The 23,501-nt window shown below is 64.5% G+C and carries 20 protein-coding genes and 1 tRNA gene; 13 read left to right on the forward strand and 8 right to left on the reverse strand.

The window, feature by feature from the left end:
* Nucleotides 1-130 precede the first annotated feature (130 nt).
* Nucleotides 131-2,374 (reverse strand): DNA topoisomerase IV subunit A, encoded by a 2,244-nt coding sequence (gene parC / locus ACCQ15_RS07225; protein ID WP_081216239.1) that lies wholly within the window; start codon nt 2,372-2,374, stop codon nt 131-133.
* Between the two features lie 61 nt (nt 2,375-2,435).
* Nucleotides 2,436-3,287 (reverse strand): AraC family transcriptional regulator, encoded by an 852-nt coding sequence (locus ACCQ15_RS07230; RefSeq protein WP_057681608.1) that lies wholly within the window; start codon nt 3,285-3,287, stop codon nt 2,436-2,438.
* A 122-nt stretch (nt 3,288-3,409) separates the two neighbouring features.
* Between ACCQ15_RS07230 and ACCQ15_RS07235 the strand changes: the two genes are divergently transcribed.
* The 7 genes from ACCQ15_RS07235 (at nt 3,410) to ACCQ15_RS07265 (ending at nt 9,704) form a co-directional block, all read left to right on the forward strand.
* Nucleotides 3,410-3,850, forward strand: coding sequence for a MarR family winged helix-turn-helix transcriptional regulator (locus ACCQ15_RS07235; RefSeq protein ID WP_014089765.1), 441 nt, complete (start codon nt 3,410-3,412; stop codon nt 3,848-3,850).
* Nucleotides 3,851-3,873: 23 nt separating this feature from the next.
* The gene (locus ACCQ15_RS07240; RefSeq protein WP_372381546.1) at nt 3,874-5,364 is read left to right on the forward strand and encodes an AdeC/AdeK/OprM family multidrug efflux complex outer membrane factor; all 1,491 of its coding nucleotides are present in this window, start codon (nt 3,874-3,876) and stop codon (nt 5,362-5,364) included.
* A 10-nt stretch (nt 5,365-5,374) separates the two neighbouring features.
* Nucleotides 5,375-6,568 carry an HlyD family secretion protein gene (locus ACCQ15_RS07245; protein ID WP_122273106.1) on the forward strand — a complete coding sequence of 398 codons (1,194 nt, stop codon included), beginning with the start codon at nt 5,375-5,377 and terminating at the stop codon, nt 6,566-6,568.
* 6 nt (nt 6,569-6,574) lie between these two features.
* A complete protein-coding gene (locus ACCQ15_RS07250; protein WP_014089768.1) occupies nt 6,575-8,155 on the forward strand; it encodes a DHA2 family efflux MFS transporter permease subunit in 1,581 nt (526 codons plus the stop codon).
* A 35-nt stretch (nt 8,156-8,190) separates the two neighbouring features.
* On the forward strand, nt 8,191-8,529 hold the full coding sequence (locus tag ACCQ15_RS07255) for a serine hydrolase (protein WP_080721077.1): 339 nt from the start codon (nt 8,191-8,193) through the stop codon (nt 8,527-8,529).
* A 137-nt stretch (nt 8,530-8,666) separates the two neighbouring features.
* A complete protein-coding gene (locus ACCQ15_RS07260; protein ID WP_011346915.1) occupies nt 8,667-9,128 on the forward strand; it encodes a hypothetical protein in 462 nt (153 codons plus the stop codon).
* Nucleotides 9,129-9,485: 357 nt separating this feature from the next.
* The gene (locus tag ACCQ15_RS07265; protein ID WP_343231426.1) at nt 9,486-9,704 is read left to right on the forward strand and encodes an STY0301 family protein; all 219 of its coding nucleotides are present in this window, start codon (nt 9,486-9,488) and stop codon (nt 9,702-9,704) included.
* A 131-nt stretch (nt 9,705-9,835) separates the two neighbouring features.
* Here ACCQ15_RS07265 and ACCQ15_RS07270 read toward each other — a convergent pair.
* The 3 genes from ACCQ15_RS07270 to ACCQ15_RS07280 form a co-directional block, all read right to left on the reverse strand.
* A tRNA-Leu gene (locus ACCQ15_RS07270) sits at nt 9,836-9,922 on the reverse strand.
* 141 nt (nt 9,923-10,063) lie between these two features.
* A complete protein-coding gene (locus ACCQ15_RS07275; protein ID WP_372381547.1) occupies nt 10,064-12,253 on the reverse strand; it encodes a beta-glucosidase family protein in 2,190 nt (729 codons plus the stop codon).
* A 178-nt stretch (nt 12,254-12,431) separates the two neighbouring features.
* Complete coding sequence (locus ACCQ15_RS07280) at nt 12,432-14,201, reverse strand: M14 family metallopeptidase (protein WP_372381372.1); 1,770 nt, start codon at nt 14,199-14,201, stop codon at nt 12,432-12,434.
* Between the two features lie 343 nt (nt 14,202-14,544).
* Here ACCQ15_RS07280 and ACCQ15_RS07285 point away from each other — a divergent pair, with 343 nt between their 5' ends.
* Nucleotides 14,545-16,125 (forward strand): POT-type proton-dependent oligopeptide transporter, encoded by a 1,581-nt coding sequence (locus tag ACCQ15_RS07285; RefSeq protein WP_071118076.1) that lies wholly within the window; start codon nt 14,545-14,547, stop codon nt 16,123-16,125.
* Nucleotides 16,126-16,132: 7 nt separating this feature from the next.
* A complete protein-coding gene (locus ACCQ15_RS07290) occupies nt 16,133-16,741 on the forward strand; it encodes a rhomboid family intramembrane serine protease (RefSeq protein ID WP_003483519.1) in 609 nt (202 codons plus the stop codon).
* Between the two features lie 308 nt (nt 16,742-17,049).
* On the opposite strand, the gene ACCQ15_RS07295 is transcribed toward ACCQ15_RS07290, so the two are convergent.
* Nucleotides 17,050-17,238 (reverse strand): hypothetical protein, encoded by a 189-nt coding sequence (locus ACCQ15_RS07295; protein WP_005911777.1) that lies wholly within the window; start codon nt 17,236-17,238, stop codon nt 17,050-17,052.
* A 225-nt stretch (nt 17,239-17,463) separates the two neighbouring features.
* On the opposite strand from ACCQ15_RS07295, the gene ACCQ15_RS07300 reads away from it, so the two are divergent.
* The 3 genes from ACCQ15_RS07300 (at nt 17,464) to ACCQ15_RS07310 (ending at nt 19,197) form a co-directional block, all read left to right on the forward strand.
* Nucleotides 17,464-17,733 (forward strand): GNAT family N-acetyltransferase, encoded by a 270-nt coding sequence (locus ACCQ15_RS07300; RefSeq protein WP_218554182.1) that lies wholly within the window; start codon nt 17,464-17,466, stop codon nt 17,731-17,733.
* Between the two features lie 51 nt (nt 17,734-17,784).
* On the forward strand, nt 17,785-18,630 hold the full coding sequence (locus ACCQ15_RS07305) for a DUF3298 and DUF4163 domain-containing protein (protein ID WP_065627914.1): 846 nt from the start codon (nt 17,785-17,787) through the stop codon (nt 18,628-18,630).
* A 66-nt stretch (nt 18,631-18,696) separates the two neighbouring features.
* Nucleotides 18,697-19,197 (forward strand): MarR family winged helix-turn-helix transcriptional regulator, encoded by a 501-nt coding sequence (locus tag ACCQ15_RS07310; RefSeq protein ID WP_008571407.1) that lies wholly within the window; start codon nt 18,697-18,699, stop codon nt 19,195-19,197.
* Nucleotides 19,198-19,437: 240 nt separating this feature from the next.
* Here ACCQ15_RS07310 and ACCQ15_RS07315 read toward each other — a convergent pair whose 3' ends face one another.
* Entirely contained in the window at nt 19,438-21,636 is a 2,199-nt protein-coding gene (locus ACCQ15_RS07315) for a M3 family metallopeptidase (protein ID WP_372381373.1), read from the reverse strand.
* A 373-nt stretch (nt 21,637-22,009) separates the two neighbouring features.
* On the opposite strand from ACCQ15_RS07315, the gene ACCQ15_RS07320 reads away from it, so the two are divergent.
* Nucleotides 22,010-22,495 (forward strand): glutathione peroxidase, encoded by a 486-nt coding sequence (locus ACCQ15_RS07320; protein ID WP_372381374.1) that lies wholly within the window; start codon nt 22,010-22,012, stop codon nt 22,493-22,495.
* A gap of 148 nt (nt 22,496-22,643) precedes the next feature.
* Here ACCQ15_RS07320 and ACCQ15_RS07325 read toward each other — a convergent pair whose 3' ends face one another.
* The gene (locus tag ACCQ15_RS07325; RefSeq protein WP_008571411.1) at nt 22,644-23,423 is read right to left on the reverse strand and encodes a ferredoxin--NADP reductase; all 780 of its coding nucleotides are present in this window, start codon (nt 23,421-23,423) and stop codon (nt 22,644-22,646) included.
* Between the last annotated feature and the right edge of the window lie 78 nt (nt 23,424-23,501).

The following is a 23,501-nucleotide window of genomic DNA, read 5'->3' on the forward strand; positions in this document are numbered from 1 at the left end:
GTGGCGCGTTGAAGGAGGATAAGTTGCTCCGCCAGGGCAGACTCCTGCGCGTGTTGGGCCGCCCCAGCAGCCTGAGGCGACCGTAGTCCCCACCGCGCCGCTGCGCGCCGGACGAGTGAATTGCCGTCTCCTACTGCACCTCCAACCCGTCCACCTTCTGCCACCCACGTGGCAACAGCGATCCACGGCTCGCACGCGCACCCACATACGTATCCAGGTCCTTGAACGACAGGCTCATGGTGCGTGCGCCGCTGCGCACCAGCAGCGTGTTGCCTGGTGCGACCGCCACCACGGCCACCACGCGTTCGGTGCCGAGCTTGGCCTTGGGGATCTCGATGATCTTGTTGCCTTTGCCCTTGTCCAGCTCGGGCACGTCGGTGGCCGGCACCGCCAGCAGATTGCCGGCACTGGTCACGGCGACAATGCGATCGGTTTGCGGGTTGCTTACCTGGGCCGGCGTCAGCACATGCGAGCCGGTGGTGAGATTGAGCATCGCCTTGCCGGCCTTGTTGCGGCCGGTGAGGTTTTCGAAACGGGTGACGAAGCCGTAGCCGTGCGAGGATGCCAGCACGAAGCGGGTGGCGTTGTCGGCGCTGGCCATGACCTGGAACGCCGCGCCCGAGGCCGGCGAAAACCGTCCGGTCAACGGTTCGCCATTGCCACGCGCCGAGGGCAGGGTGTGCACGGCGGTGGAATAGGCGCGGCCGTCCGAATCCAGGAACGCCACCTGATGCGTGCTGCGGCTGCGCACTGCTGCCAGCAGGCCATCGCCTTCGCGATAGGACATGCCGGCAGGATCCACCTCGTGGCCCTTGGCTGCCCGCACCCAGCCCTTCTCCGATAGCACCACGGTCATCGGTTCGCTGGCCACCATTTCGGTTTCGTCGATGGCCTGCGCGGCGCCACGCTGCACCAGCGGCGAACGCCGCGCATCGCCGAACTTCTTGGCGTCGGCAGTCAGTTCGTCCTTGATCAGCTTCTTCAGCTTGGTCTTGCTTTCCAGGATCGCCATGATCTGCGCGCGTTCCTTGGCGAGTGCTTCCTGTTCGCCGCGGATCTTCATTTCCTCCAGGCGCGCCAGTTGGCGCAGCTTGGTTTCCAGGATGTATTCGGCCTGTTCTTCGCTCAGCGCGAAGCGCGAGATCAGCACCGGCTTGGGTTCGTCTTCGCTGCGGACGATGCGGATCACTTCGTCCAGGTTGAGGAAGGCGATCAACAAGCCTTCCAACAGGTGCAGGCGACGCTCGACCTTCTGCAGGCGATGGTTGAGGCGGCGGGTCACCGTATCGCTGCGGAAGCTCAGCCATTCGCTCAGCAGGTGCTTGAGGTTCTTGACCTGCGGGCGGCCATCCAGACCGATCACGTTGAGGTTGACGCGGTAGCTGCGCTCAAGATCGGTGGTGACGAACAGGTGGCCCATCAGCTGTTCGGCATCGACGCGATTGGAGCGCGGCACCAGCACCACCCGCACCGGGCTGGTGTGGTCGGACTCGTCGCGGATGTCTTCCAGCCACGGCAGCTTCTTGGCGCGCATCTGCTGGGCGATCTGCTCGATCACCTTGGACGGGGAGACCTGGTAGGGCAGCGCATCGATGACGATGTTGGCGTGCTCTTTCTTGTAGGTGGCGCGCGCGCGCACGCTGCCGTGACCGGTCTCGTAGATGTTCCGCAGGTCCGCAGCCGGGGTGATGATCTCGGCGGTGGTCGGGTAATCCGGGCCCAGCACGTGCTCGCACAGCTGCGCGACCGTGGCGTCAGGGTCATCGAGCAGCCGCAGCAGTGCGCTGACGATCTCGTTGAGATTGTGCGGCGGCACGTCGGTGGCCATGCCCACCGCAATCCCGGTGGTGCCGTTGAGCAGCAGGTGCGGCAGGCGTGCCGGCAACCAGGTGGGCTCTTCCAGGGTGCCGTCGAAGTTGGGCGCCCAATCGGTGGTGCCCTGGCCAAGCTCGCCCAGCAGCACTTCGGCGATCGGGGTCAGCTTGGACTCGGTGTAGCGCATCGCTGCAAACGACTTGGGGTCGTCGGTGGAGCCGAAGTTGCCCTGGCCTTCGATCAGCGGATAGCGGTAAGAGAACGGCTGCGCCATCAGTACCAGCGCCTCATAGCAGGCACTGTCGCCATGCGGGTGGTACTTACCGATCACATCGCCCACGGTACGCGCGGATTTTTTCGGCTTGGCGGCGGCGTTCAGGCCCAGCTCGCTCATCGCGTAGACGATGCGGCGCTGCACCGGCTTCAGGCCGTCACCCAGGAACGGCAGGGCGCGGTCGAGCACCACATACATCGAGTAGTCGAGATAGGCGCGTTCGGCGTATTCGCGCAGCGGCAGCTGTTCAAAGCCGTGGAAGGTAGGGCGGGTCAGATCGGTCATGTAAAGCCAGGTCCTGCGTGAAGAGGAACCCGCGCCGGGGAGCGGGCTCGAAGAGCGCCGATTATCCGGATGCGGCGGGGGATGCCAAGCCGCGCGCATGCGGGCCGGCCAGATAACGGGTGGGCGGGGCGCCGAAATGGCGATGGAACACGCTGACGAAGGCGCTGGGGCTGCTGTAGCCAAGCTGGTCGGCCACCTGCGCCACCGCGTGGCCCTGGCTCAGCCGCCGCAGGCCTTCGGTCAGCCGCGCCTGCTGCCGCCACTGCGCAAAACTCAGGCCGGTCTCGTCGCGGAAATGCCGGCTCAGGCTGCGCGGCGACAATCCGCCCCAGTCGGCCCAGGCGTCGAGCGGGCGCGGGTCGGCGGGCGTGTCGAGCAACTGGCGGGCGATCCGCAGCAGCCGGCGGTCGGCCGGCATCGGCAGGTGCAGGTGGTCGATCTGCACCTGGCATAGCTCGTCCAGCAGCACCGCGGCCAGGCGTTGCTGGGCGGCATCCAGCGGCTGATCCAGTGGCCAGTCGGCGGCCCGCATGATGGCCTCGCGGGCCAGCCCGGTCAGCCGGATCACCCCGCCTCGCGCAGGCAGGGCGGCGCAGGCATCCGGCCGCACAATCACGCCCCACCCGCGCATCGGCCCGGCCAGCTCCACGGTGTGCTGCTGCCCGGGCGGCATCCAGCCGGCGCAGCCCGGCGGCAGCGACAGGGCACCCTGTTCGGTATGTACGGTGAGCACGCCATGCTCCACATACATCAGCTGGCCGCGGACATGCGCGTGCCAGGCAGTTTCCGGCGCCCACACCTCGCGCAGCTCCGCCAGGAACGCGATCAGCACCGGCCCATCGGCCCTTTCAAAGCTGGCGCGTACGCCTGGCGGCAGGGCATCGATCTGGGTTGGCGGGTTTTCGATACTCATTGGCCGAATTGTATTACCGAGCCAGCGCACGCGCCGCGTAAGGTGGCGATCCTTGCGGGCGGTTTAATCCCTGGCGGGATAATTGCGTTGACAAATATATTTTTCGGAACAAAATGTGCGGCATGAATGTTTCGTCTTCCGCCACACCGTCGTTCGGCCTGTTGCTGCGTCAGGTGCGCGATGCGCTGATGCGCCAGCTCGATGCCGAGATGAAGGGCGAACTGCCCGATTTCGGTTTCAGCCACTACGTGGGCCTGAAGATCCTGGCGGTGCGCTCCCCGTGCACGGCCAACGAACTGGCGCTGGCGCTGGACCAGACCCCGAGCGCGGTGACCCGCCTGCTCGACAAGCTTGAAGCGCTGGGCGCGGTGCGGCGTGAGCCGCATGCGCAAGACCGGCGCGCGCTGCAGATCGTCATGACCGAGCAAGGCGTGGCGCTGTGGGAGCGGTTGCGCCTGCGCGGCGAACGCGCCATCGAGCACGGCCTGCGCGACCTGTCCGCGGCCGAGCGCGAACTTCTTACCTCACTTCTTATCCGTGTCCGCGATGCACTCAACTCATGAACGCTGCTAGTTCCCCGACCCAGATGCTGCGCCCGCGCTCGATGCGCCTGGCGCGGCCGCTCGTTATCACCGCCCTGGCATTGGCGTTGGCCGCCTGCGCCAGCAGCCGTGGGCTGAATCCGCAAGGCGCCGTGCTGGATCCGAGCACGCTGCATGCAGAGCGCACCCTGGCGCAGCAAACCACGTTGAGTCCGGCCGCGTGGCCGGCCAGCGATTGGTGGCGCGCGCTGGGCGATGCGCAGCTGGACGCGCTGATCGCCGAAGGCCTGCAGCACAGTCCCAGCCTCGCTGCGGCGGATGCGCGCCTGCATCAGGCGCAGGCGCGTATCGGCACTGCGAAGGCCGAGCGCGGCTCCAGCCTGTCGGCGTCCGGCGGCTACACCGGCCTGCAGCTACCTGAATCGATGGTCGGCGAAGAGCTCGGCGGCAGCTACGGCGGCAGCGCGCAGGTCGTGCTGGATTTCCGCTACGGCATCGATCTGTGGGGCGGCAAGCGCAGCGCGTGGGAAGCGGCGGTCGACCAGGCGCATGCGGCCGAAGTGGATGCGCAGGCGGCACGCTTGAATCTGTCGTCTGCGATTGCCGAAGGCTATGCACAGCTCGCGTACGCGTGGAGCCTGCACGACTTGGCCAACGACGAATTGAGCCGTGCGCAGAAGACCCTGGAGCTGACCCGGCAACGCCGCAGCGCCGGCATCGACAGCGAGTTGCAGGTGCGCCAGGCGCAAGCGCGCGTGCCGGCCGCGCAGCAGCAGCTGCAATCGGCGCAGCAGCAGATCGACGAAGCCCGCACCGCGCTGGCGGCCTTGGTCGGGCAGGGCCCGGATCGCGGTTTGGACATCGCCCGTCCCGTACTCGGCGGGGGCATCGCCACGCAGTTGCCGAGCATCCTGCCGGCCGACCTGCTGGGTCGTCGGCCCGACGTGGTGGCGGCACGCTGGCGCGTGGAGGCGGCCGACAAGGACATCGCAGTCGCCAAGACCCGCTTCTATCCCAGCCTCAACCTCACCGCGCTGGGCGGTGTGATCAACCCGGATGTCGGCAAGCTGCTGGAAAGCGGCTCGGTGTTCGGGCTGGTCGCGCCGGCGCTGAGCCTGCCGATCTTCGACGGCGGCAAGCTGCGCGCCAATCTGGCCGGCAGCGACGCGCAATACGACCTGGCCGTGGCCGACTACAACCAGAAAGTGATCTCTGCGCTGCGCGAAGTGGCCGACCAGGTCACCGCCGTGCGTTCGCTGGAGCAACGCGCGCAGGCGCAGAACGATGCCGTGCAGACCGCCACGGCCGCCTTCGATCTGGCCCAGCAGCGTTACCGCGCCGGCATCGGCAGCTATCTGGAAGTGCTCAGCGTACAGGAGCAGTTGCTCCTCGCACGCCAACGCATGGCCGGGCTGCAGTCGCAACAACTTCTGGCCTCGGTGAGGTTGCAGCGTGCGCTGGGCGGCGGATTCACGCCGGAACCCGCACGCGACACCGCCCACGCCGCGCCCACTTCCGCACAACCGAATTCCTGAGACATCGACGATGAGCCAGACGACTTCAACTTCTCCTCAACCCGCACCGGCCGCGCCCAGCAAGCGCCGCGCTGCGCTGCGCATCGTGGCCATTGTGGTGATCCTGGCGATCATCGGTCTGGTGGTGTGGTACTTCCTGGTCGGCCGTTGGCACGAAGACACCGACGATGCGTATGTGCAGGGCAACCAGGTGCAGATCACCCCGATGGTGGGCGGTACCGTGGTCAGCATCGGCGCCGAAGACGGCATGCGTGTGGAGCGCGGCCAGTTGCTGGTGCAGCTGGATCCGGCCGACACCGAGGTCGCCTTGCAGCAGGCCGAAGCCAACCTGGCCAAGACCGTGCGTCAGGTGCGCGGTCTGTATCGCACCGTGGAAGGTGCGCAAGCGGAGTTGTCCGCTCGCGAAGTCACGCTGCGCAGTGCGCGCTCGGACTTCGCACGGCGTAAGAATCTGGCCGCCACCGGCGCGATCTCCAACGAAGAACTGGCGCATGCCCGCGACGAACTGGCCGCCGCCGAAGCGGCCGTAAGCGGCTCGCGCGAGAGCTTGGAGCGTAACCGAGCGTTGGTGGACGACAGCGCGGTGGCCAACCAGCCGGACGTGCAGACCGCCGCCGCACAACTGCGTCAGGCGTATTTGAACCATGCGCGCACCGGCGTGGTGGCGCCGGTGTCCGGCTATGTCGCACGGCGTTCGGCGCAGGTGGGTCAGCGCGTGCAGCCGGGCAGCGTGTTGATGGCGGTGGTGCCGCTGGAGCAGGTGTGGGTGGAAGCCAATTTCAAGGAAACCCAGCTCAAGCACATGCGCCTGGGCCAGGAAGTGGAACTGCATTCTGATCTGTACGGCGGCGGCGTGAGCTACACCGGCCGTATCCAGAGCCTGGGCCTGGGCACCGGCAGCGCGTTCTCGCTGTTGCCGGCGCAAAACGCCAGCGGTAACTGGATCAAGATCGTGCAGCGCGTGCCGGTGCGCATTGCAGTGGATTCCAAGCAGCTGGCCAGCAATCCGCTGCGGATTGGCCTGTCGATGAAGGTCGATGTGAACCTGCACGATCAGCAGGGCAGCGTGCTGCCGACCCAGGTCGCCAACGGCGCGGTGTTCGCCACCGACGTGTATGCGCAGCAGCTCAAGGCTGCCGACGCCGACATCCAACGCATCATCCAGGACAACCTGCCCTCGCAGGCTGCCAGCAAGGCGGGCTAAGCCACCATGTCTTCGCAAGCTCCCACCGCGCCCGGCGGCCCGGCGGCACCGGCGCCGGCCGCCGGATTTCGCCCGGCCAGCGTGGCGTTGTGCACCGTGGGCCTGGCCATGGCCTCGTTCATGCAGGTGCTGGACACCACCATCGCCAACGTCTCGCTGCCGACCATCGCCGGGAACCTCGGCGCCAGTTCGCAGCAGGCTACCTGGGTGATCACCTCGTTCGCCGTCAGCACTGCCATTGCGCTGCCGCTGACCGGTTGGTTGAGTCGCCGGTTTGGCGAAACCAAGTTGTTCGTGTGGTCCACGCTGGCGTTCACCATTGCCTCGCTGCTGTGCGGCCTGGCGCAGAGCATGGGGATGCTGGTGGTGGCGCGCGCGCTGCAAGGATTCGTTGCCGGCCCGATGTATCCCATCACCCAGAGTCTGCTGGTGTCGATCTATCCGCGCGAAAAACGCGGACAGGCGCTGGCGTTGCTGGCGATGATTACCGTGGTGGCCCCGATCGCCGGGCCGATTCTCGGCGGCTGGATCACCGACAACTACAGCTGGGAATGGATCTTCCTGATCAACGTGCCGCTGGGCGTGATCGCCAGCAGTATCGTGGGTTCGCAATTGCGGCATCGCCCCGAACAGCTCGAAAAGCCGCGCATGGACTACATCGGCCTGATCCTGCTGGTGGTTGGCGTGGGCGCCCTGCAGTTGGTGCTGGATCTGGGCAATGACGAGGACTGGTTCTCTTCCGACAAGATCGTGGTGCTGGCCTGCATCGCGGCAGTGGCGCTGGTGGTGTTCGTGATCTGGGAGTTGACCGACAAGGATCCCATCGTCGATCTCAAGCTGTTCCGGCATCGCAATTTCCGCGCCGGCACCTTGGCGATGGTGGTCGCATATGCCGCGTTCTTCAGCGTGAGCCTGCTGATCCCGCAATGGCTGCAGCGCGATATGGGTTACACCGCGATCTGGGCCGGCCTTGCGACTGCGCCGATCGGCATCCTGCCGGTGCTGATGACGCCATTCGTGGGTAAATACGCGCTGCGCTTCGACCTGCGCATGCTGGCGACCATCGCCTTTATCTTCATGTCCTTCACCAGCTTCTTCCGCTCCAATTTCAACCTGCAGGTGGACTTCGGCCATGTGGCCACGATCCAGTTGGTGATGGGCGTAGGCGTGGCATTGTTCTTCATGCCGGTGTTGCAGATTCTGTTGTCGGATCTGGATGGCCGCGAGATCGCGGCGGGTTCGGGCCTGGCCACATTCCTGCGCACGCTGGGCGGGAGTTTCGCCGCGTCGTTGACGACCTACCTGTGGGCACGCCGTACCCAGGTGCACCACGCGCACATTACCGAGCACATTTCGGTGTACACGCCCGGCATGCAGGAGCAGGTGACCGCGATGGGGCAGGGCGACCTGCAACGCGGCGCGGCATCGCTCAATAACATGATCAACCACCAGGCTTCGCAGATGGGCTTCAACGACATCTTCTATCTGCTTGGATGGACCTTCCTGGCGATCATCTTCTTCCTGTGGCTGGCAAAGCCGCCGTTCGGTGCCGGCGCCGGGAGCGCGGCAGCAGCAGGGGGGCACTGAGCCCTTCTGTCCAGAGCGTTACAGCATCGTCGGCGGTGTCTGTGGTGCACAACGGCAAGCCGCTATTTCGCGTCGTCGATGGGCTTGCCGATCTGGACACCACACAGCCAGCGACGCCGGAGCAGCTCTTTGCCGCGTTCTCGGTGGGCAAGCGGTTCGTTTGGCGTCGGTGCCATCTCGAAAAACACGCATCGCCTTTCCGCTGCACTCGCCGGCTGATGGCGACATGCGGGCATTTGCCCATGCGCTACGCACCGAAAACGCCGGTGCTGCAGACCAGCTTAGGGCGGGGCGTCAACACGGCCGGATCCACCATTGGTTGGCAGCGTGAGGGCGGCTCTCATGCGCGCACGATGGGCCGCTTGCGCAGGTAAGGTGCCAGGCGATCTCGCAGGGGTTGGGGTAGCATGCGTCGCTGCCGCTAGCGCGGTCCTGTTTTTTCCGCGAGGGCCACGCGCGGCGTCGTGCGCGGGCATGCCGCCTGCGTTTTTCATCACACAAGGAAGCTTCGATGATGTTTCGATCCTCATGGCGTCGCGTCTGTGCGACGACATTGCTCATTCCACTCCTTGGCATCGCTGCCGTTGCGCAGACGCAGGCCGCGGCCGCACGTCCGGAGGTGGCCAAGCAAGCCAAGGCGTATAGCTCCAGCGATGGCGTCAAGGTGTCGACCTTGCGTTACGGCCCGCGCGAAAAGAATCAGGCGCTGATGCAGGTGACCGGTGCCGACAGCGAGATCGACGACAAGATCCTGCTGGCAACGACGGCCGCCACGCAAAAGGACACCCGCTACACGGTTCAGCTGAAAGGCCGTCCGTATGTGCTGCTGATCCTCGACGAAGGTGGTGGCGAGTTGTACCTGCCAGGTGCGGCGAAGCCGGCGCGCGTCGGCTATGACGCCGGTGTGTCGGAGCAGATCAATCCCGAGCATTATCTGACCGATTATCTTGAGCAGATGGCCGGCAGCAAGTAAGCCACGCGACGCGCTGCAGGCCAGCGTGGCCAGGTCTGCAGCGCGGTCTGGTTTCAAAACGCGGCAATGTTGCCGCTTCGTACGGTGCAGTTGCACGCAAGGGGTTTGCGATCATGGCAGGGACGTCGTTCGTTGGATCATTGCGGTGCATAACGGTGCTTCTCGCACCGGTGCTTGCCTTGCCTGCCTTGGCCGAACCCACATTGCAGTGCCCGGCCGCGTTGCACATCACCGATGGCACCTTGCAGAGCCCGGACCTGCCGGTGGGCGCGCAGCTCGGCGTCGACCCGCACCAGGCGCTGCGGTTAGCGTCGATTGGCGTGTATTCGGGCCACCCCCCGCGAGCGTGCCGCACTGGTGCCGCGCAACGCGGAAGCAGCGCAGCCGCGTGGCGTGGCGCACTGGGTCTGGCGTTTCGATGATGCAGACCCGCACGGCACCTATGTGGTTTGCGCGTACGGTGAGGCAGTGCAGGTGTCCCTGCGCATCAGCGATGACGCACGCACCTGCACAGGCACCTTGCGCAGCGACCCCATGCCCGCAGCCGAGCGGAGCGCATCCTTCGACTGCCAGTAGCGCGCCCGACCCGATGGCCGAGCAGGCGGCAGCGCACTGTCGATCAGCGCAGCGCGCTGCCCAGCCCAGGCGATCGCCCAAACGCAAAAAACCCCGCCGAAGCGAGGTTTTTTACGATCTACCGTGAGTCGTGGTGCCCAGGAGAGGACTCGAACCTCCACGAAGTTGCCCCCGCTAGCACCTGAAGCTAGTGCGTCTACCAATTCCGCCACCTGGGCGACTCAGGGGGCGAATTGTGCAAGCTGCGCGCGAGGCTGTCAACGCACCCGGCACATTTTTTTCGTCGCCCGTACGCAGTATGGCAACCGAACCGGCCCGATGGTGGCGCACGCACGGGTTAGTGCATGCGCCACGTGCGCTCACGGCAACTGTGCCGCCTGCAGCGTGACCTGGGCAGTTTGCACCGGCTCGCTCGCCGAGCGCGCCAGTTGTACGCGGTACGTGCCTGCGGCGATCGTCCAGCGACGTGCCTGGGCATCGAAGTCGGCCAGGGTCCTGGGCTCTGCCACCACCTGCACGCTGCGTTTTTCGCCGGGCTTTAGCGTGAGCTTCTGCCAGCCGATCAGGCGCAGCGGGGTGGCGTGGCCGTCGGGCAGGGTGACGTAGAGCTGCGGCACGGCGGCGCCTTCGCGCGAGCCGGTGTTTTCCACCTCGAAGCTGGCGGTGAGCTGGCTGCCGCTTGCCTCCACCTGCAGCCCGCCCATGCGGAACTGCGTGTACGACAGGCCGTGGCCGAATGGGTAGCGTGGTGTCAGCTTGCGCGCGGCGAACCACTTGTAACCGACGTTAGCGCCTTCGATGGCGTAGTCAATGGTGTCTTCGCCAGGCTTGGCCGGCTTGAAGCCCAGCCCCGGAATCGACGGACGCGGCAGCTGCGATTCGTCCACCGGCCAGGTCACCGGCAGGTGGCCGGAGGGATTCACCGCGCCGGTCAGCAGGTTGGCGATCGCCTCACCGCCACCGATGCCCGGATACCACGCCTGCAGCACCGCCGGCACGCGCTCGGCCCACGGCATGCGCACCGGTCCGTTGGTTTCCAGCACCACGGTGGTCCTCGGGTTGGCTTTGGCCACCGCTTCGATCAACGCGTCCTGGTTGTCGGGCAAGCGCATGTCCGGCAGATCCACCGATTCGGCCGCCCACTGGGTGGCGAACACGATCGCCACATCGGCCGCCTTGGCGGCGCGTGCGGCAGCGGCGCGGTCGGTGCCGTCTACATAATCGATTTGCGCATTCGGCAACGCGGCGCGCAGCGCCTGCAGCGGCGAAGACGGGTGGATGATCACCGGGCCAGGCCAGGTGGTCGGCGTGATGCCCGGTACCGCGTTGCCGCCGTTGATGGTGTAGTCCACGCGCGAGGAGCCGCCGCCGGACATCACGCCCTTGTCGGCGTAGCCACCGATCACGGCAATGCGACGCACGTCCTTGGACAACGGCAATGTGGCTTGCTCGTTACGCAGCAACACGCTGCCTTCTTCGGCCACATGTTGCGCAGCCAACAGACCGGCCTTGCCATCGATGGGTTGGCGCTGGGTGGGGTGATCGAAAGCGCCATGCGCGAACAGGCTACGCAACACGCGCCTGACCATGTCGTCGAAGCGCGCGCGCGGCACCACGCCGGCAGACACCGCCATGCGCAACGGCGTATCGAAAAACACCGCCGCGTCGAACACTTCGCCAGCCGATTGTTGATCCAGCCCGGCCAACGCCGCCTTGGAACCGCTATGCACGCCGCCCCAATCGGACATCACGTAACCGGGGTATTTCCATTCCTGCTTGAGCACCTGGTTGAGCAGGTAATCGTGCTCGCAACCATAGGTGCCGTTGATCTTGTTGTACGAACACATCACCGAGGCCGGGTCGCCGATCTTCAGCGCAATCTCGAAGGCCAGCAGGTCCGATTCGTGCATCGCCTGCTCGCCGATCTGCGCGCTATGAAAGTTGCGCCTTGTTTCCATATCGTTGAGTGCGAAGTGCTTCATCGTGGACAGCACATGCTCGCTTTGCACGCCGCGAATCGATTCGCCGACCATGGTGCCGGCCAGCAACGGGTCTTCACCGGCGTATTCGAAGTTGCGCCCATTACGCGGGTCGCGCTGCAGATTGACGCTGCCGGCGAGCAACACGTTGAAGCCTTGCTGCCAGGATTCGCGCCCCATGGTCTTGCCGCCGGTATACGCCAGTTGCCTGTTCCAGCTCGATGCGGTCGACGGTCCGGATGGCATCGCGGTGGCGTAGTCGCCCTTGCGGATGCCGCCGGGGTTGGTCACGCCCACGCCGGCATCGGCCAGTTGCTGGGCGGGAATGCCCAGGCGCGCAATGCCGGGAACGTAGCCGGCCGAACCGAGCGCGCCTTCGGGCTTGGGAATCTTGTCGGTGCCCAGGCCGAAATAGCTGCGCAGCATCTGGAATTTTTCATCCTCGCTCATCTGCGCCAGCAGGCGGTCGGCGCGCTGGTCCGGGGTCAATGCAGTGTCCATCCACGGCTGCGAAGAGGGCGCGCCTTGCGCAACTGCCAGCGGCGCGGTCAGGGCGATGCCCAAGCCCATCACGACCGCCAGGACCAGGGGGCGCGGACGGTATTTGCGGACTGTAAACGGTTTCATATCGAGCTGTGGCACGGAATATCCTTGTGGTGCTGGGTCAAAACATATGAGAGGGGCACTAAGTGCCCACGTCTGGAAGGCGCGGTGATGCCGCGCCGACGCGTGCAGAATCGGCAGGCGGTTAGAAGTCGGTCTGCGCGGTGCGGAGTACCGGATAGAGCTGGTAGCGCTCATCCCACGATGCGTGGCGCTTGGCAAAAAATTCCAGCCGCGCCTGCGGGTTGTTGGAAAAGTCCGGATCGCTGGCGATGCGCTGTTCGAACTGCGCCTTCAACGCGGCATCGCGCGCAAGCATCTGGCGCGCCACCTCTTCGGCGACGTAGGCTTCCATGTATTCCTTGCGCTCGAACGCGGTATTGAAAAAGCCCCACTGCAGCAGCGAATCCGGTGCCTGCGGTTCCAGCATCGCCATCACCAGGCGCGCCTTGGGTTGCGCGATCGGCACGAACAACGAGCCGGCCGGCACGCTGCGGGTTTCATTGCGCCATTGCCCGCTGAGTTCCACTGTCTGGTGGCTTTCGTTGGAGCGTGCTGCGAACTTGACCGCTTCGGCGCGGAAGGTTTGCACCGGCCGCTGCGCCGCAGTGCCGATGGTCGTGAATTGGATACCATGCAGGCGCAGTTTTTCGCCCACCAGGGCGGCTTGCGCAGCCGGGACCAGGTAGCCGCCGCGTGGCGCGTCCACCACCACATCGGGCTTGATCTGGTCGCGCAGTGGCACCTTCCAGACTTGCGGCTTGCTTTCGTCGTAGTGCGTCATCAGTGCACCGGAAATCGGCGACGGTGTGCGCGTATACGCATAGCCACGAAACGCAACGGTGCGTGCGTCTGGGCCCGCAGCGAAGCTCAACGGTTCGGTCGTGCCGGCCAGACGCGTGGCGCGCTGATCGGCAGCCAATGCATCGGCGCGCCACTGCGTGCCATGGCGTGCGGCCTGCTGCAACACCGAGACGATGGCATTGCGGGTGATCCGCACACGGGTGGGGTAATCCTTCCACGAATGCGTTTCCACCAGCATGCCGAAGCGGTTGCGTAGCAGGAAATAGCCGTGCGAAAAGCGTGGCGGCGACACATCATCGGCAAAGCCGGAACTGGGGTCGTCTTCGTGCACGAAGGACGGGTAGTACGGCAGCGGCAAGGAGCCCTGTTTTTTCAGATCGGCGAGCACTGCGTCGCGCCAGCGTGTGCCATCGCGCTGCAAGCCCGCATCGCCGGCATGCACCGGTTCCACCTGCACCGAGACGTCGTGCTCGAACTTGGCGCCGTCGGTGACGTGCAGGTCTACATACATCAACGGGTCCCATTGCTGCACCAGTTGCAGCATGGCCTGCATTTCCGGCGCGTCGGCCTTGACGTAATCGCGGTTGAGATTGAGGTTCTGCGCGGTGGTGCGCCAGCCCATCTGCTCGGGACCGCGCTGGTTGGGGCGGTTCCAGGCACCGAAGCGCTCATGCCCATCGACGTTGAACACCGGCACGAACACCCACACCAGCTTGTCGAGCACGCCGTGGCCGGCCTTGCCGTCGAGCAACTCGCGCAGGGCCAGAAAGCCCGCATCCTTGCCATCGATCTCGCCGGCATGGATGCCGCCCTGGACCAAAACCACCGGCAGCTTGCGTTGCGCGGCCGATTGCGCGTCGAGTGCGCCACTGGTGGAGGCGATCAAGGCCTTCATCGGCCTGCCCTCGGGCGTGGTGCCGAACTGGAGGCAACGCACCGCCTGCGGGTAGCGCTGCGCAAACGCATCGCACAGTGCAATGACTTCGTCGTAGCGGCCGGTCTGGATGAAACCGCTGCGCTCTGCCTGGGTGGTCAGCGGCGCGGCAGCCAGCGCGGCGGGGGCGGAAGTCAGCAGCAACAGGCTCAGGGCAAGGCGAGTGAAGCGGGGCATCCAGCGGTCCAGTGTTCCAGGAAAACGTTTGCAATGTAGCCGAGCCGACGTGCAAGGCCAATCTGCACTGCGTCATGGTCTTGCTGTGATCGGTGCCAAGCGTGGGTTTCACCCGGACACGCTAGGGCTTTCCGTTGACCGGGTGAGCAACATTCGAGGAGGCGCAGGCTACGCGGCTGCCGTGCAACGCTTGGCGCCATGGCGTTGTCGGCCAACCTGGACGACACCGATCACGCTGGGCGAGGTCCGCCAGCTGCGTCCGCTGAGCGCCCGCGTCCGACATGTTCGGGCGGGCAATGGCGGTCGGCGGGCGGGCGCCGGTACGATAGGGCCTGTTTTCAGCATGACCGGACTGCCTTTGACCACCTCCATCTCGCCAGGCGCTTCTGCCGGGGCGCGGCTGCCGCGCCAGATTCCTTTCATCATCGGCAACGAGGCCTGCGAGCGTTTCAGCTTCTACGGCATGCGCAACATCCTGGTGCAGTTCCTGATCACCTCGCTGTTGCTGCAGGAAATCAGCGGGCCAGGGCGCGAAGCCGAGGCCAAGCACATCCTGCACAGTTTCATGATCGGGGTGTATTTCTTCCCGTTGCTGGGCGGTTGGCTGGCCGACCGCTTTTTCGGCAAGTACAACACCATCCTGTGGTTCAGCCTGGTGTATTGCGCCGGGCATGCCTGCCTTGCGCTGTTCGAAGGCAGCCGCGACGGATTTTTTCTGGGTCTGGGCCTGATCGCGCTGGGCGCAGGTGGCATCAAGCCGCTGGTGGCCTCGTTCATGGGCGACCAGTTCGACCAGTCCAACAAGCACCTGGCCAAGGTGGTGTTCGACGCCTTCTACTGGATCATCAACTTCGGCTCGCTGTTCGCCTCGCTGCTGATTCCGCTGGCGCTGAAGAATCTTGGCCCGGCCTGGGCATTCGGCATTCCAGGGATCCTGATGTTTGTGGCGACCCTGGTGTTCTGGCTGGGGCGCAAGCGCTATGTCTTGGTGCCGCTGCCGCCGAAGGACCCGCATGGGTTCGGTGCGGTGGTGCGCACTGCGTTATTGACGCACGCGCCCGGGCAGGGGCGTCCAGGCTTGATGCTGGCGGTCGTCTCGGTGTTGCTGGCGCTGGCCGGCTTCGCGCTGGTCGAGCAATTGGGCATCGTCGTGTGCCTGTGCATTGCGCTGGTGCTGTTGCTGGCCGGGATCGGCGGCGGGACTTGGTGGCAGCTGGAACGTGCGCGTGGCACCCATCCGGATGTTGCGGTGGAAGGCGTGCGTGCGCTGTTGCGGGTGTTGGTGATCTTTGCGCTGGTGACGCCGTTCTTTTCGTTGTTCGACCAGAAGGCCTCGACCTGGGTGCTGCAGGGGCGCGAGATGACCATGCCAGCCTGGTTCACCGCTTCCCAGATGCAGGCGCTCAATCCGCTGCTGGTGATGCTGCTGATCCCCTTCAACAACCTGGTGCTGTACCCGCTGTTGCGCCGTGGTGGCTGGGAGCCGACCCCCTTGCGCCGCATGACCAGCGGCATCGCCTTCAGTGGCGTGGCCTGGGTGGCGGTAGGCGCGATCCAGATGGTGATGGACGGTGGCGAGCCGATGCACATCGCCTGGCAGATCCTGCCGTACGCACTGCTCACCTTCGGCGAGGTGCTGGTGTCGGCCACCGGCATCGAGTTCGCCTACAGCCAGGCGCCGACGTCGATGAAGGGCGTGGTGATGAGTTTCTGGTATCTCACTACCACCGTCGGCAATCTATGGGTGCTGCTGTCCAACGTGGCGGTGCGCAATGCGACGGTGACTGCGCATATCGCCGATACTGGGCTCAGTGAAGCGGCCTTCTTGATGTTCTTCTTCGCGGCCTTCGCGTTCCTGGCGGCACTTGCCTTCGGCTTGTACGCACGCCGGTATCGCATGGTCGACAATTACCGTACTGCCTGAGGTCTGCATGATTACCCTGATCCTGATCGCCATCACCGGCATCGTCTCGTGGATGGCGTTCAACAATCGCAAGTTGAGCGACCGGCTGATCCTGTGGCCGCCGGCGGTAGACAAGCACAAGCAATACGATCGCCTGGTGACCTATGGCTTCATCCACGCCGATCTGGGGCACCTGATCTTCAACATGATCACGCTGTTCTTCTTCGGCCGGGTGATCGAGAACGTGATGGCCCAGCTCACCGGCAGCGTGCTGACCTATCCGCTGTTCTATCTGGCCGCACTGGTGGTCTCGATCCTGCCGAGCTACCTGAAGAACCAGAAGAATCCGAATTACCTCAGCCTGGGCGCATCCGGTGCGGTGTCGGCTGTGCTGTTTGCCTTCATCCTACTGCAACCGTGGACGATCATCCTGGTGCTGTTCATTCCGGCCCCGGCGATTCTCTACGCGGTGTTCTATGTGGGCTACAGCCTGTGGATGGACCGCCGCGGCGGCGATCGCATCAACCACAGCGCGCATCTGGCTGGCGCTGCGTTCGGCGTGATGTTCATGCTGATCATGGAACCGCGCGTGTGGCAGGTGTTCCTGGAGCAGCTGTCCAACCCGCGCTTCGGCTGAGCGCGGCCGGCGATGGTGACGCTCGCCCAAGCTCAACGCGCTGGACGCTGCCGCGGTTAGAGAGTGAACTTTTGTGCGCGGCCAGCGTGTCCCTTCTGCAGGCCGAACGCGTGGTTGCCAGCTAGCGCGATGGGATGCCCGACGACTGCCGGCGTGTACGGACCGGAGCGTTGCGGGAAGCGGGTCAGAAGCCGGCCCGATACGGCCGAGCCATGTCAGACACGCGCGATGGCACGGTCTCGACAGACGTATTGGATGGGATCAACGACTGCACAGCGGATGAGGCCGCTGCGCAGCGATGCGCCAGCTCAGGCCGCGTTGCGTTCCTGATCGGCGCTGGATGCCACGCCGTAGGCCTGCTGCAGGCGCTCGTACACCGTATCGTTGAGCTGCGTGAAATCCGGATTGTGGGTGTCGCCCTTGAGAGCGAACTGGAACAAGCCCTCCAGCAACGAGCTGTCGCTGTCTGCGCTGTGTCCTGCCGAATCGTTGTTCATGCGGTGGCTCCTCGTAGGTAAGGCGAAGACGTCGCTGCTTCCGCACACCGGTTGCCGCGATTGCCTTCGGGTTAGCTATCGGCGCTCCCCGGGCGAACTTGAGGGCGCGTTGCGCAAGCTGCGCAGCCGATCACAGCATCGATTCACTTTCACGCAGGCGCGGCATCGCGCTGGTCACACTGCGCCTTACTCTTGCTGGCGCAGAACTTGAGAGAGGCGTCGACAGTGCACGCAGAACACGATCCGGACCGGCAGCGTTTCAACATAGACACCGATGGACATCGCGCCGAGCTGGCCTATCGGCGCGAGGGTGAGATCATGACCATCACGCACACGCAGGTGCCGGACGCGATCAGCGGACGCGGCGTTGCCGCGGCATTGGTCGAGGACGCTTTGACATTCGCACGGCAGCACGGTTTGAAGGTGATTCCGGCGTGCAGCTATGCCGATGCATATCTGCGGCGACATCCGCAGTATCACGATCTGCTGGCCTGACCAGCAGCGGTTCTTTTCGTAACACGATGCATATCAGGGGAGCGGGTGGTAATGGGGCGGTTGCTTGGATTCAAGGCAGTGCAGGGCTTGCTGGTGCTGGCCGTGTTGGCAGGGTGTACGCAGCGCGCACCGACAACGGCAGAGCCAAGTGCGCCGGCAGCCGATGCGGCGCCCGCGGCGGCGCCGCCTGCAGAGCCGACTGTCGTACAGAGCGGTCCGCTGGAAGATGTGATCGAACATGCACCGGCCTACATGGTGGGCATCAGCTATCCGCGCGGGCTGGATGCATATCCGGAACTCACTGCGCTCATTCGCGGCTATGCGCAGGATGCGCGTGCCGAACTGATGCAGGCGGTTTCCGGCCTGGGCAACGACAAGCCGCCGGCGCCGTACGAGCTGTCGTTGGCATTCGAAACCGTGTTGCAAACCCCGGACCTGATCGTGATTTCCGCCGACGGCAGCAGGTACACCGGCGGTGCGCATGGCGAGCCGCTGGTGGCGCGCTTCGTCTGGTTGGTCAAGGAGCGCAAGCAATTGACCGCACAAGCGCTGATTCCGGATCCGGCAGGCTGGGAAAAGATCGGCCGGGAGGTCGCGGCGCAATTGCATGCAGCAGCGACCCAGCGTGTCCAGCAAGATCGCGTGCCGGTAGAAGAGCAGGCTGAGCAGGTGGCTTCGGCCGATCGCATGATTGCCGAAGGCACCGCAGCGCAGGCGGAGAATTTTGCGCAGTTCGTACCGGTATTGAATGCAAATGGGCAGATCACTGCCGTGCGCTTTGTATTTGCGCCCTATCAGGTTGGTCCCTACTCGGATGGCACGCAGATGGCAGAGGTCGCTGCCTCCACATTATTGCCTTCGGTCGCACCGGAATATGTACATCTCTTCGCGCGCTGAGGTGTCGCATCGCGCATGATGTGATTGAATGGCCCGGCCATTCAGCAACGTACTCCAACGGGTGATATGAGTAGTTTCGATCCAACCGCAAGTCGCGTGGACCACACCTGCGTGCGTTATCCGGCGTTCCCGCGGGAGCCGGCAATATTGGTGAGACTGATCAAGCATCTCTACAAGCGCCTGCATACGCTCGGGTGCGTGCGACTCAAGCCTTATGGCCTCAGTCCGCCGGAATACGAGATCTTGATGATGCTCTATGGCACACCGGAGCAATCGATCACTCCGACCGAGGTGGCCGAAGCCGCCAGCGAAAAGCCGGCCAACATCACCCGGCTGACCGATCAACTGTGCGAGAAAGGCCTGATCTCGCGCACCAGCAGCCCCGAGGATCGGCGCAAGATCGTACTGACGCTGCAGCCCGCAGGCTCGGCCTTGATCGAAAGCCTGTTGCCCGATGCCTGCACGCTGTTGCATGCAGAGACCGCCAGCATGAGCGAGGCCGAGCAGTTGCGTCTGGAGAAGCTGCTGAAAAAGCTGCTGGATGGCGTGGACGCGGTCGAACTCTAAGCACTGCGCGTTGCGCGTTGCGCGTGCGATAAGGCGTTGCAAACCCAGCCAGCAAAAGGCCGCCCTGATCGCTCAGGGCGGCGTGTCGGCTCATCGGTCCTCAAACAAGCACTTGCCGATACCATCGCGAGCAACTGGATGTCGCGTCTGGTGTGCGAGATCGGCATGCCCGCAGGGGACATGCCGATCCTGTTGCCAAGCACGCGGCCCGATGACCGCACGCGGATCGTGCAGCCGGATCTACGGCTTGGACTGCGGCGATTCCGCAGTGGCACCATCGCCGCCTTGCGCGCTGAGACCGCGCTTTTCGAGCAGCGGCTCGATCTGCGGCGCATGCCCGGCAAAGTTCTGGAACAGCTCCATCGCATCCACGCTACCGCCGCGCGAAAGCAGGGTCTTGCGGAAACGATCGCCATTGGCGCGGCTCAGGCCACCGTGCTGCTTGAACCACTGCTGGGTGTTGGCGTCCAGCACTTCCGACCAGATGTAGGCGTAGTAGCCTGCCGCGTAACCGCCCATGATGTGGCTGAAATACGGGGTCTTGTAGCGCGGCGGCACCGGCGCGTAGGCAATGCCGTCCTGCTGCAGCGCCTTGGCTTCGAATGCCATCACGCCGGCGGCGTCCGGTACCTGGCTGGCGCTGACCTGGTGCCAGTTCTGATCCAGCATCGCCGCACCCAGGTATTCGGTGGTGGCAAAGCCCTGGTTGAACTTGGATGCGGCAATCACCTTGTCCAGCAATGCCTGCGGCATCGGGGTGCCGTTCTGGTAATGCTTGGCGTAGTTCTTCAGGATGGATGGTTCGTCGGCCCACATTTCGTTGACCTGCGAGGGGAACTCGACGAAGTCGCGCGGCACGCTGGTGCCGGAGAAATACGGGTATTTGACGTCGGAGAACATGCCGTGCAGCGCATGCCCGAACTCATGGAACATGGTGGTCACTTCATCCCAGGTCAGCAGCGTCGGCTGGCCGGCCGGCGGCTTGGGAATGTTGAGGTGATTGGCCACCACCGGCTTGAAGCCGGTCAGCTCCGACTGCGAGACGTACGAGTTCATCCATGCGCCGCCGCGCTTGGATTCGCGCGCATACATGTCGGCAATGAAGATCGCCAGCTGCTTGCCGTCCGCGTCGAACACGTCGTAGACGGTGATGTCGTCGCGGTAGGTCGGCAGGTCGGTGCGCTGTTTGAAGGTCAGGCCATATTCCTGATTGGCCGCATAGAACACGCCGTTTTCCAGCACGTTCTTCAGTTCGAAGTACGGCTTGAGCTGGGATTCGTCGAAGTTGTACTTGGCCTGGCGCACCTTCTCGCTGTAGTAGGCCCAATCCCAAGCTTCCAGTTTGAACGTCGGCTTGCGCGCGGCCTTTTGTTCCTTGTCGATCATGGCCTGCAGATCAGCGGCTTCGCGCTTGGCATTGGCCACCGCAGCCGGCGCCAGTTTGCCCAGCATCGCGTTCACCGCTTCGGGCGTCTTGGCGGTCTGGTTTTCCAGCGAGTAGGCGGCATAGGTGGGGAAGCCCAGCAGCTTGGCCTTGTCGGCGCGCAGCTTCATGATGCGCGACACCAGCGCGGTGTTGTCGTACTGGCCGCCGTGGCTGCCGCGCGACACCGAGGCGTCATAGATCTTCTTGCGCAGCTCGCGATTTTTCAGCTGGGTCAGCGGCGGCTGGCCGGTGGTGTTGAGCAAGGCGATGACGTACTTGCCATCGAGCTTGCGCGCCTTGGCCGCTTCGGCGGCGGCGGCAATCTGCTCCTGCGACAAACCGTCCAGCTGCTTGACGTCGTCCACGACCACAGCGGCAGCATTCACTTCGGCCAGCACGTTCTGGCTGAAGGTGGTGCCCAGGTTGGCCAGCTCGGCATTCATGGTCTTGAGCGTGGTCGTGTCGGCGTCGGAGAGCTTGGCGCCGTCGCGCACGAAGTCGCTGTAGTACTTCTCGACCAGGCGCACGCCTTGCGCATCCAGCCCCAGGGTGGCGCGTTGGTCGTACAAGGTCTGGATGCGTGCGAACAGCTTGCCGTTGAGCGAAATCGCATCGCGGTGCGCTGCGAACTTCGCCGAATAGTCGGCCTGCAACTTCTTGCGTGCGTCGTTGGTGTCTGCGCCCACCAGATTGAAGAACACCGTGGTGGCACGGTCGAGCGTGGCGCCGCTCTTTTCCAGCGCGATGATGGTGTTGTCGAAGCTGGGCTTGGCTTTCTGGTTGGCGATTTTTTCCACTTCCTTCAACTGTTCGGCCATGCCGGCATCGAAGGCAGGTGCGAAATCGCTGTCCTTAATTTTGTCGAACTGTGGGTAATGCAGCGGCAGCGTGCTGTCGGCAAAAAAGGGATTGGCTTGGGTGGCGGCCTGCGTGGCAGCGGGGGCGGCGATGCTGTAGGACGGCATGGCAAGTCCCAGGGAGGCGGCCAGGGCAAAAGCGAGACGGGTGGTCAAGAGAGTTGCTCCAAAGTGCGAACCGCCGAGGCTAACCCAGCCCGTCGGGACAGGCGTGTGACAAAAGGCATGGCTGCCAAGCCAAGGCGACGCGATCAGGCGGGCACAACCGTTGCTCGCCCTGCAATCGCGCGAGTCGATGCAAGCTGGGCCTGTACCGCCGCCGGCAGTGTGCCCGTCGCACTTTGTGGCAGTACGCGCTAGCGGTCTTCGGGCGACCTCGGCGAGCTGCCGGGGCGTCTGCTTGACGATCCCGGCGTGTCGCGCGGCAGGCGATCTGCCGCACGACTGCCCTTGGCAATCTTTCCCCGCCGCATGGCCGTCGTGCAGGCGGCTACGGTACGCTGCCCGTCTCGCACACTGCAGGGCAACCATGAGCGACATCTCCACCTTCGCCTTCACCGACCTGGAAGGTCGCACCCAGTCGATGCGCGATTACGCCGGCAACGTCCTGCTGGTGGTCAATGTTGCCTCCAAGTGCGGGTTTACGCCGCAATACGCGGGGCTGCAGGCGCTGTGGCAGCGTTATCGCGAACGTGGGCTGGTGGTGATCGGCTTTCCGTGCGATCAGTTCGGCCATCAGGAGCCGGGCGATGCGGCGCAGATCCGCCAGTTCTGCTCGCTCGACTATGCGGTGGATTTTCCGCTGGCAGCAAAAATCGAGGTCAACGGCAACGGCGCGCATCCGCTGTGGCAATGGCTCAAGCACGAACAACGCGATGTGCTCGGATCCGAAGCGATCAAGTGGAACTTCACCAAGTTCCTGGTCGGCCGCGACGGCCGCGTACTGGAACGTTATGCGCCCACCACCAAGCCGGAAGTGTTGGCCGCCGACATCGAGCGCGCGCTGGGCGCATGATCCGGCAGGGCATGGGAGTGGAACCGTAGGAGCGCACCCGGGCGCGACGAAGCTTTCCCGGTAACGCCTGGTCGCGCCCGAGTGCGCTCCTACGATCTCGGGTTCTTCAGATGAAACGCCGCGCCGCGCGGGTCTTGCACGCGTCGCATCACTTTTCGACGAATGCACGCTCAAACACGTAATGCCCCGGCGTGCCGATGCGCGGCGAGGTCTGGAAACCGCGGCTATCGAGCAGGGTGCGCAGGTCGGCCAGCATCTGCGGGCTGCCGCAGATCATGAAGCGGTCGTTGGCCGGATCCAGTGTCGGCAACCCGAGTGTCTGCTGCATGCGCCCATCGGCCATCAGCTCGGTCAAACGGCCTTGGTTGGCGAAGGCTTCGCGCGTGACCGCCGGGTAGTACAGCAATTTCTCGCGCAGCAGGTCGCCGAGGAATTCATGCTGCGGCAATTCGCGTTCGAAGTAATCGCGGTAGGCCAGATCCTGCACGAACCGCACACCCTGGGTGAGAATCACCTTGTCGAAACGCTCGTAGGTTTCCGGGTCCTTGATGATCGACAGCCACGGCGCCAGGCCGGTACCGGTGCCCAGCAGATACAGGTTGCGCCCGGGGTGCAGGTCGCTGATCAGCAGCGTGCCGGTGGGTTTCTTGCCGACCAGCACCTTGTCGCCGGGCTGGATGTGCTGCAGCCGCGAGGTCAGCGGGCCGTCCGGCACCTTGATGCTGAAGAACTCCAGATGTTCTTCCCAATTGGCGCTGGCGATCGAATACGCACGCAGCAACGGACGCGTTTCGGTTTCCAGCCCGATCATCACGAACTGCCCGTTTTCGAAACGGAAGCCGGCATCACGGGTCGTGGTGAAGCTGAAGTAGGCATCGGTCCAATGACGGACCTCAAGCACCGTTTCGGCGCCAAAAGCGGAAGACATACCGGTCGTGTCGTGGGAGGAGTACGCGCCAATTCTACCTCAAGCTGGCCAAATGAGATGAACTCTCATTTGGGTGCG

Origin of the sequence: Xanthomonas sp. NCPPB 1754 (genome assembly GCF_041475725.2) — a bacterium.
GTDB classification, from domain to species: Bacteria; Pseudomonadota; Gammaproteobacteria; order Xanthomonadales; family Xanthomonadaceae; genus Xanthomonas; species Xanthomonas euvesicatoria.

What these genes read in the sequence shown, in the direction of transcription:
- ACCQ15_RS07305 (WP_065627914.1), top strand. Translation starts at nt 17,785, where the DNA reads ATGGGGCGGTTGCTTGGATTCAAGGCAGTGCAGGGCTTGCTGGTGCTG.
- ACCQ15_RS07280 (WP_372381372.1), bottom strand. Translation starts at nt 14,201, where the DNA reads ATGCCCCGCTTCACTCGCCTTGCCCTGAGCCTGTTGCTGCTGACTTCC.
- parC (WP_081216239.1), bottom strand. Translation starts at nt 2,374, where the DNA reads ATGACCGATCTGACCCGCCCTACCTTCCACGGCTTTGAACAGCTGCCG.
- ACCQ15_RS07310 (WP_008571407.1), top strand. Translation starts at nt 18,697, where the DNA reads ATGAGTAGTTTCGATCCAACCGCAAGTCGCGTGGACCACACCTGCGTG.
- ACCQ15_RS07285 (WP_071118076.1), top strand. Translation starts at nt 14,545, where the DNA reads ATGACCGGACTGCCTTTGACCACCTCCATCTCGCCAGGCGCTTCTGCC.
- ACCQ15_RS07230 (WP_057681608.1), bottom strand. Translation starts at nt 3,287, where the DNA reads ATGAGTATCGAAAACCCGCCAACCCAGATCGATGCCCTGCCGCCAGGC.
- ACCQ15_RS07260 (WP_011346915.1), top strand. Translation starts at nt 8,667, where the DNA reads ATGATGTTTCGATCCTCATGGCGTCGCGTCTGTGCGACGACATTGCTC.
- ACCQ15_RS07325 (WP_008571411.1), bottom strand. Translation starts at nt 23,423, where the DNA reads ATGTCTTCCGCTTTTGGCGCCGAAACGGTGCTTGAGGTCCGTCATTGG.
- ACCQ15_RS07235 (WP_014089765.1), top strand. Translation starts at nt 3,410, where the DNA reads ATGAATGTTTCGTCTTCCGCCACACCGTCGTTCGGCCTGTTGCTGCGT.
- ACCQ15_RS07320 (WP_372381374.1), top strand. Translation starts at nt 22,010, where the DNA reads ATGAGCGACATCTCCACCTTCGCCTTCACCGACCTGGAAGGTCGCACC.
- ACCQ15_RS07275 (WP_372381547.1), bottom strand. Translation starts at nt 12,253, where the DNA reads ATGGGCTTGGGCATCGCCCTGACCGCGCCGCTGGCAGTTGCGCAAGGC.
- ACCQ15_RS07295 (WP_005911777.1), bottom strand. Translation starts at nt 17,238, where the DNA reads ATGAACAACGATTCGGCAGGACACAGCGCAGACAGCGACAGCTCGTTG.
- ACCQ15_RS07290 (WP_003483519.1), top strand. Translation starts at nt 16,133, where the DNA reads ATGATTACCCTGATCCTGATCGCCATCACCGGCATCGTCTCGTGGATG.
- ACCQ15_RS07250 (WP_014089768.1), top strand. Translation starts at nt 6,575, where the DNA reads ATGTCTTCGCAAGCTCCCACCGCGCCCGGCGGCCCGGCGGCACCGGCG.
- ACCQ15_RS07240 (WP_372381546.1), top strand. Translation starts at nt 3,874, where the DNA reads ATGCTGCGCCCGCGCTCGATGCGCCTGGCGCGGCCGCTCGTTATCACC.
- ACCQ15_RS07245 (WP_122273106.1), top strand. Translation starts at nt 5,375, where the DNA reads ATGAGCCAGACGACTTCAACTTCTCCTCAACCCGCACCGGCCGCGCCC.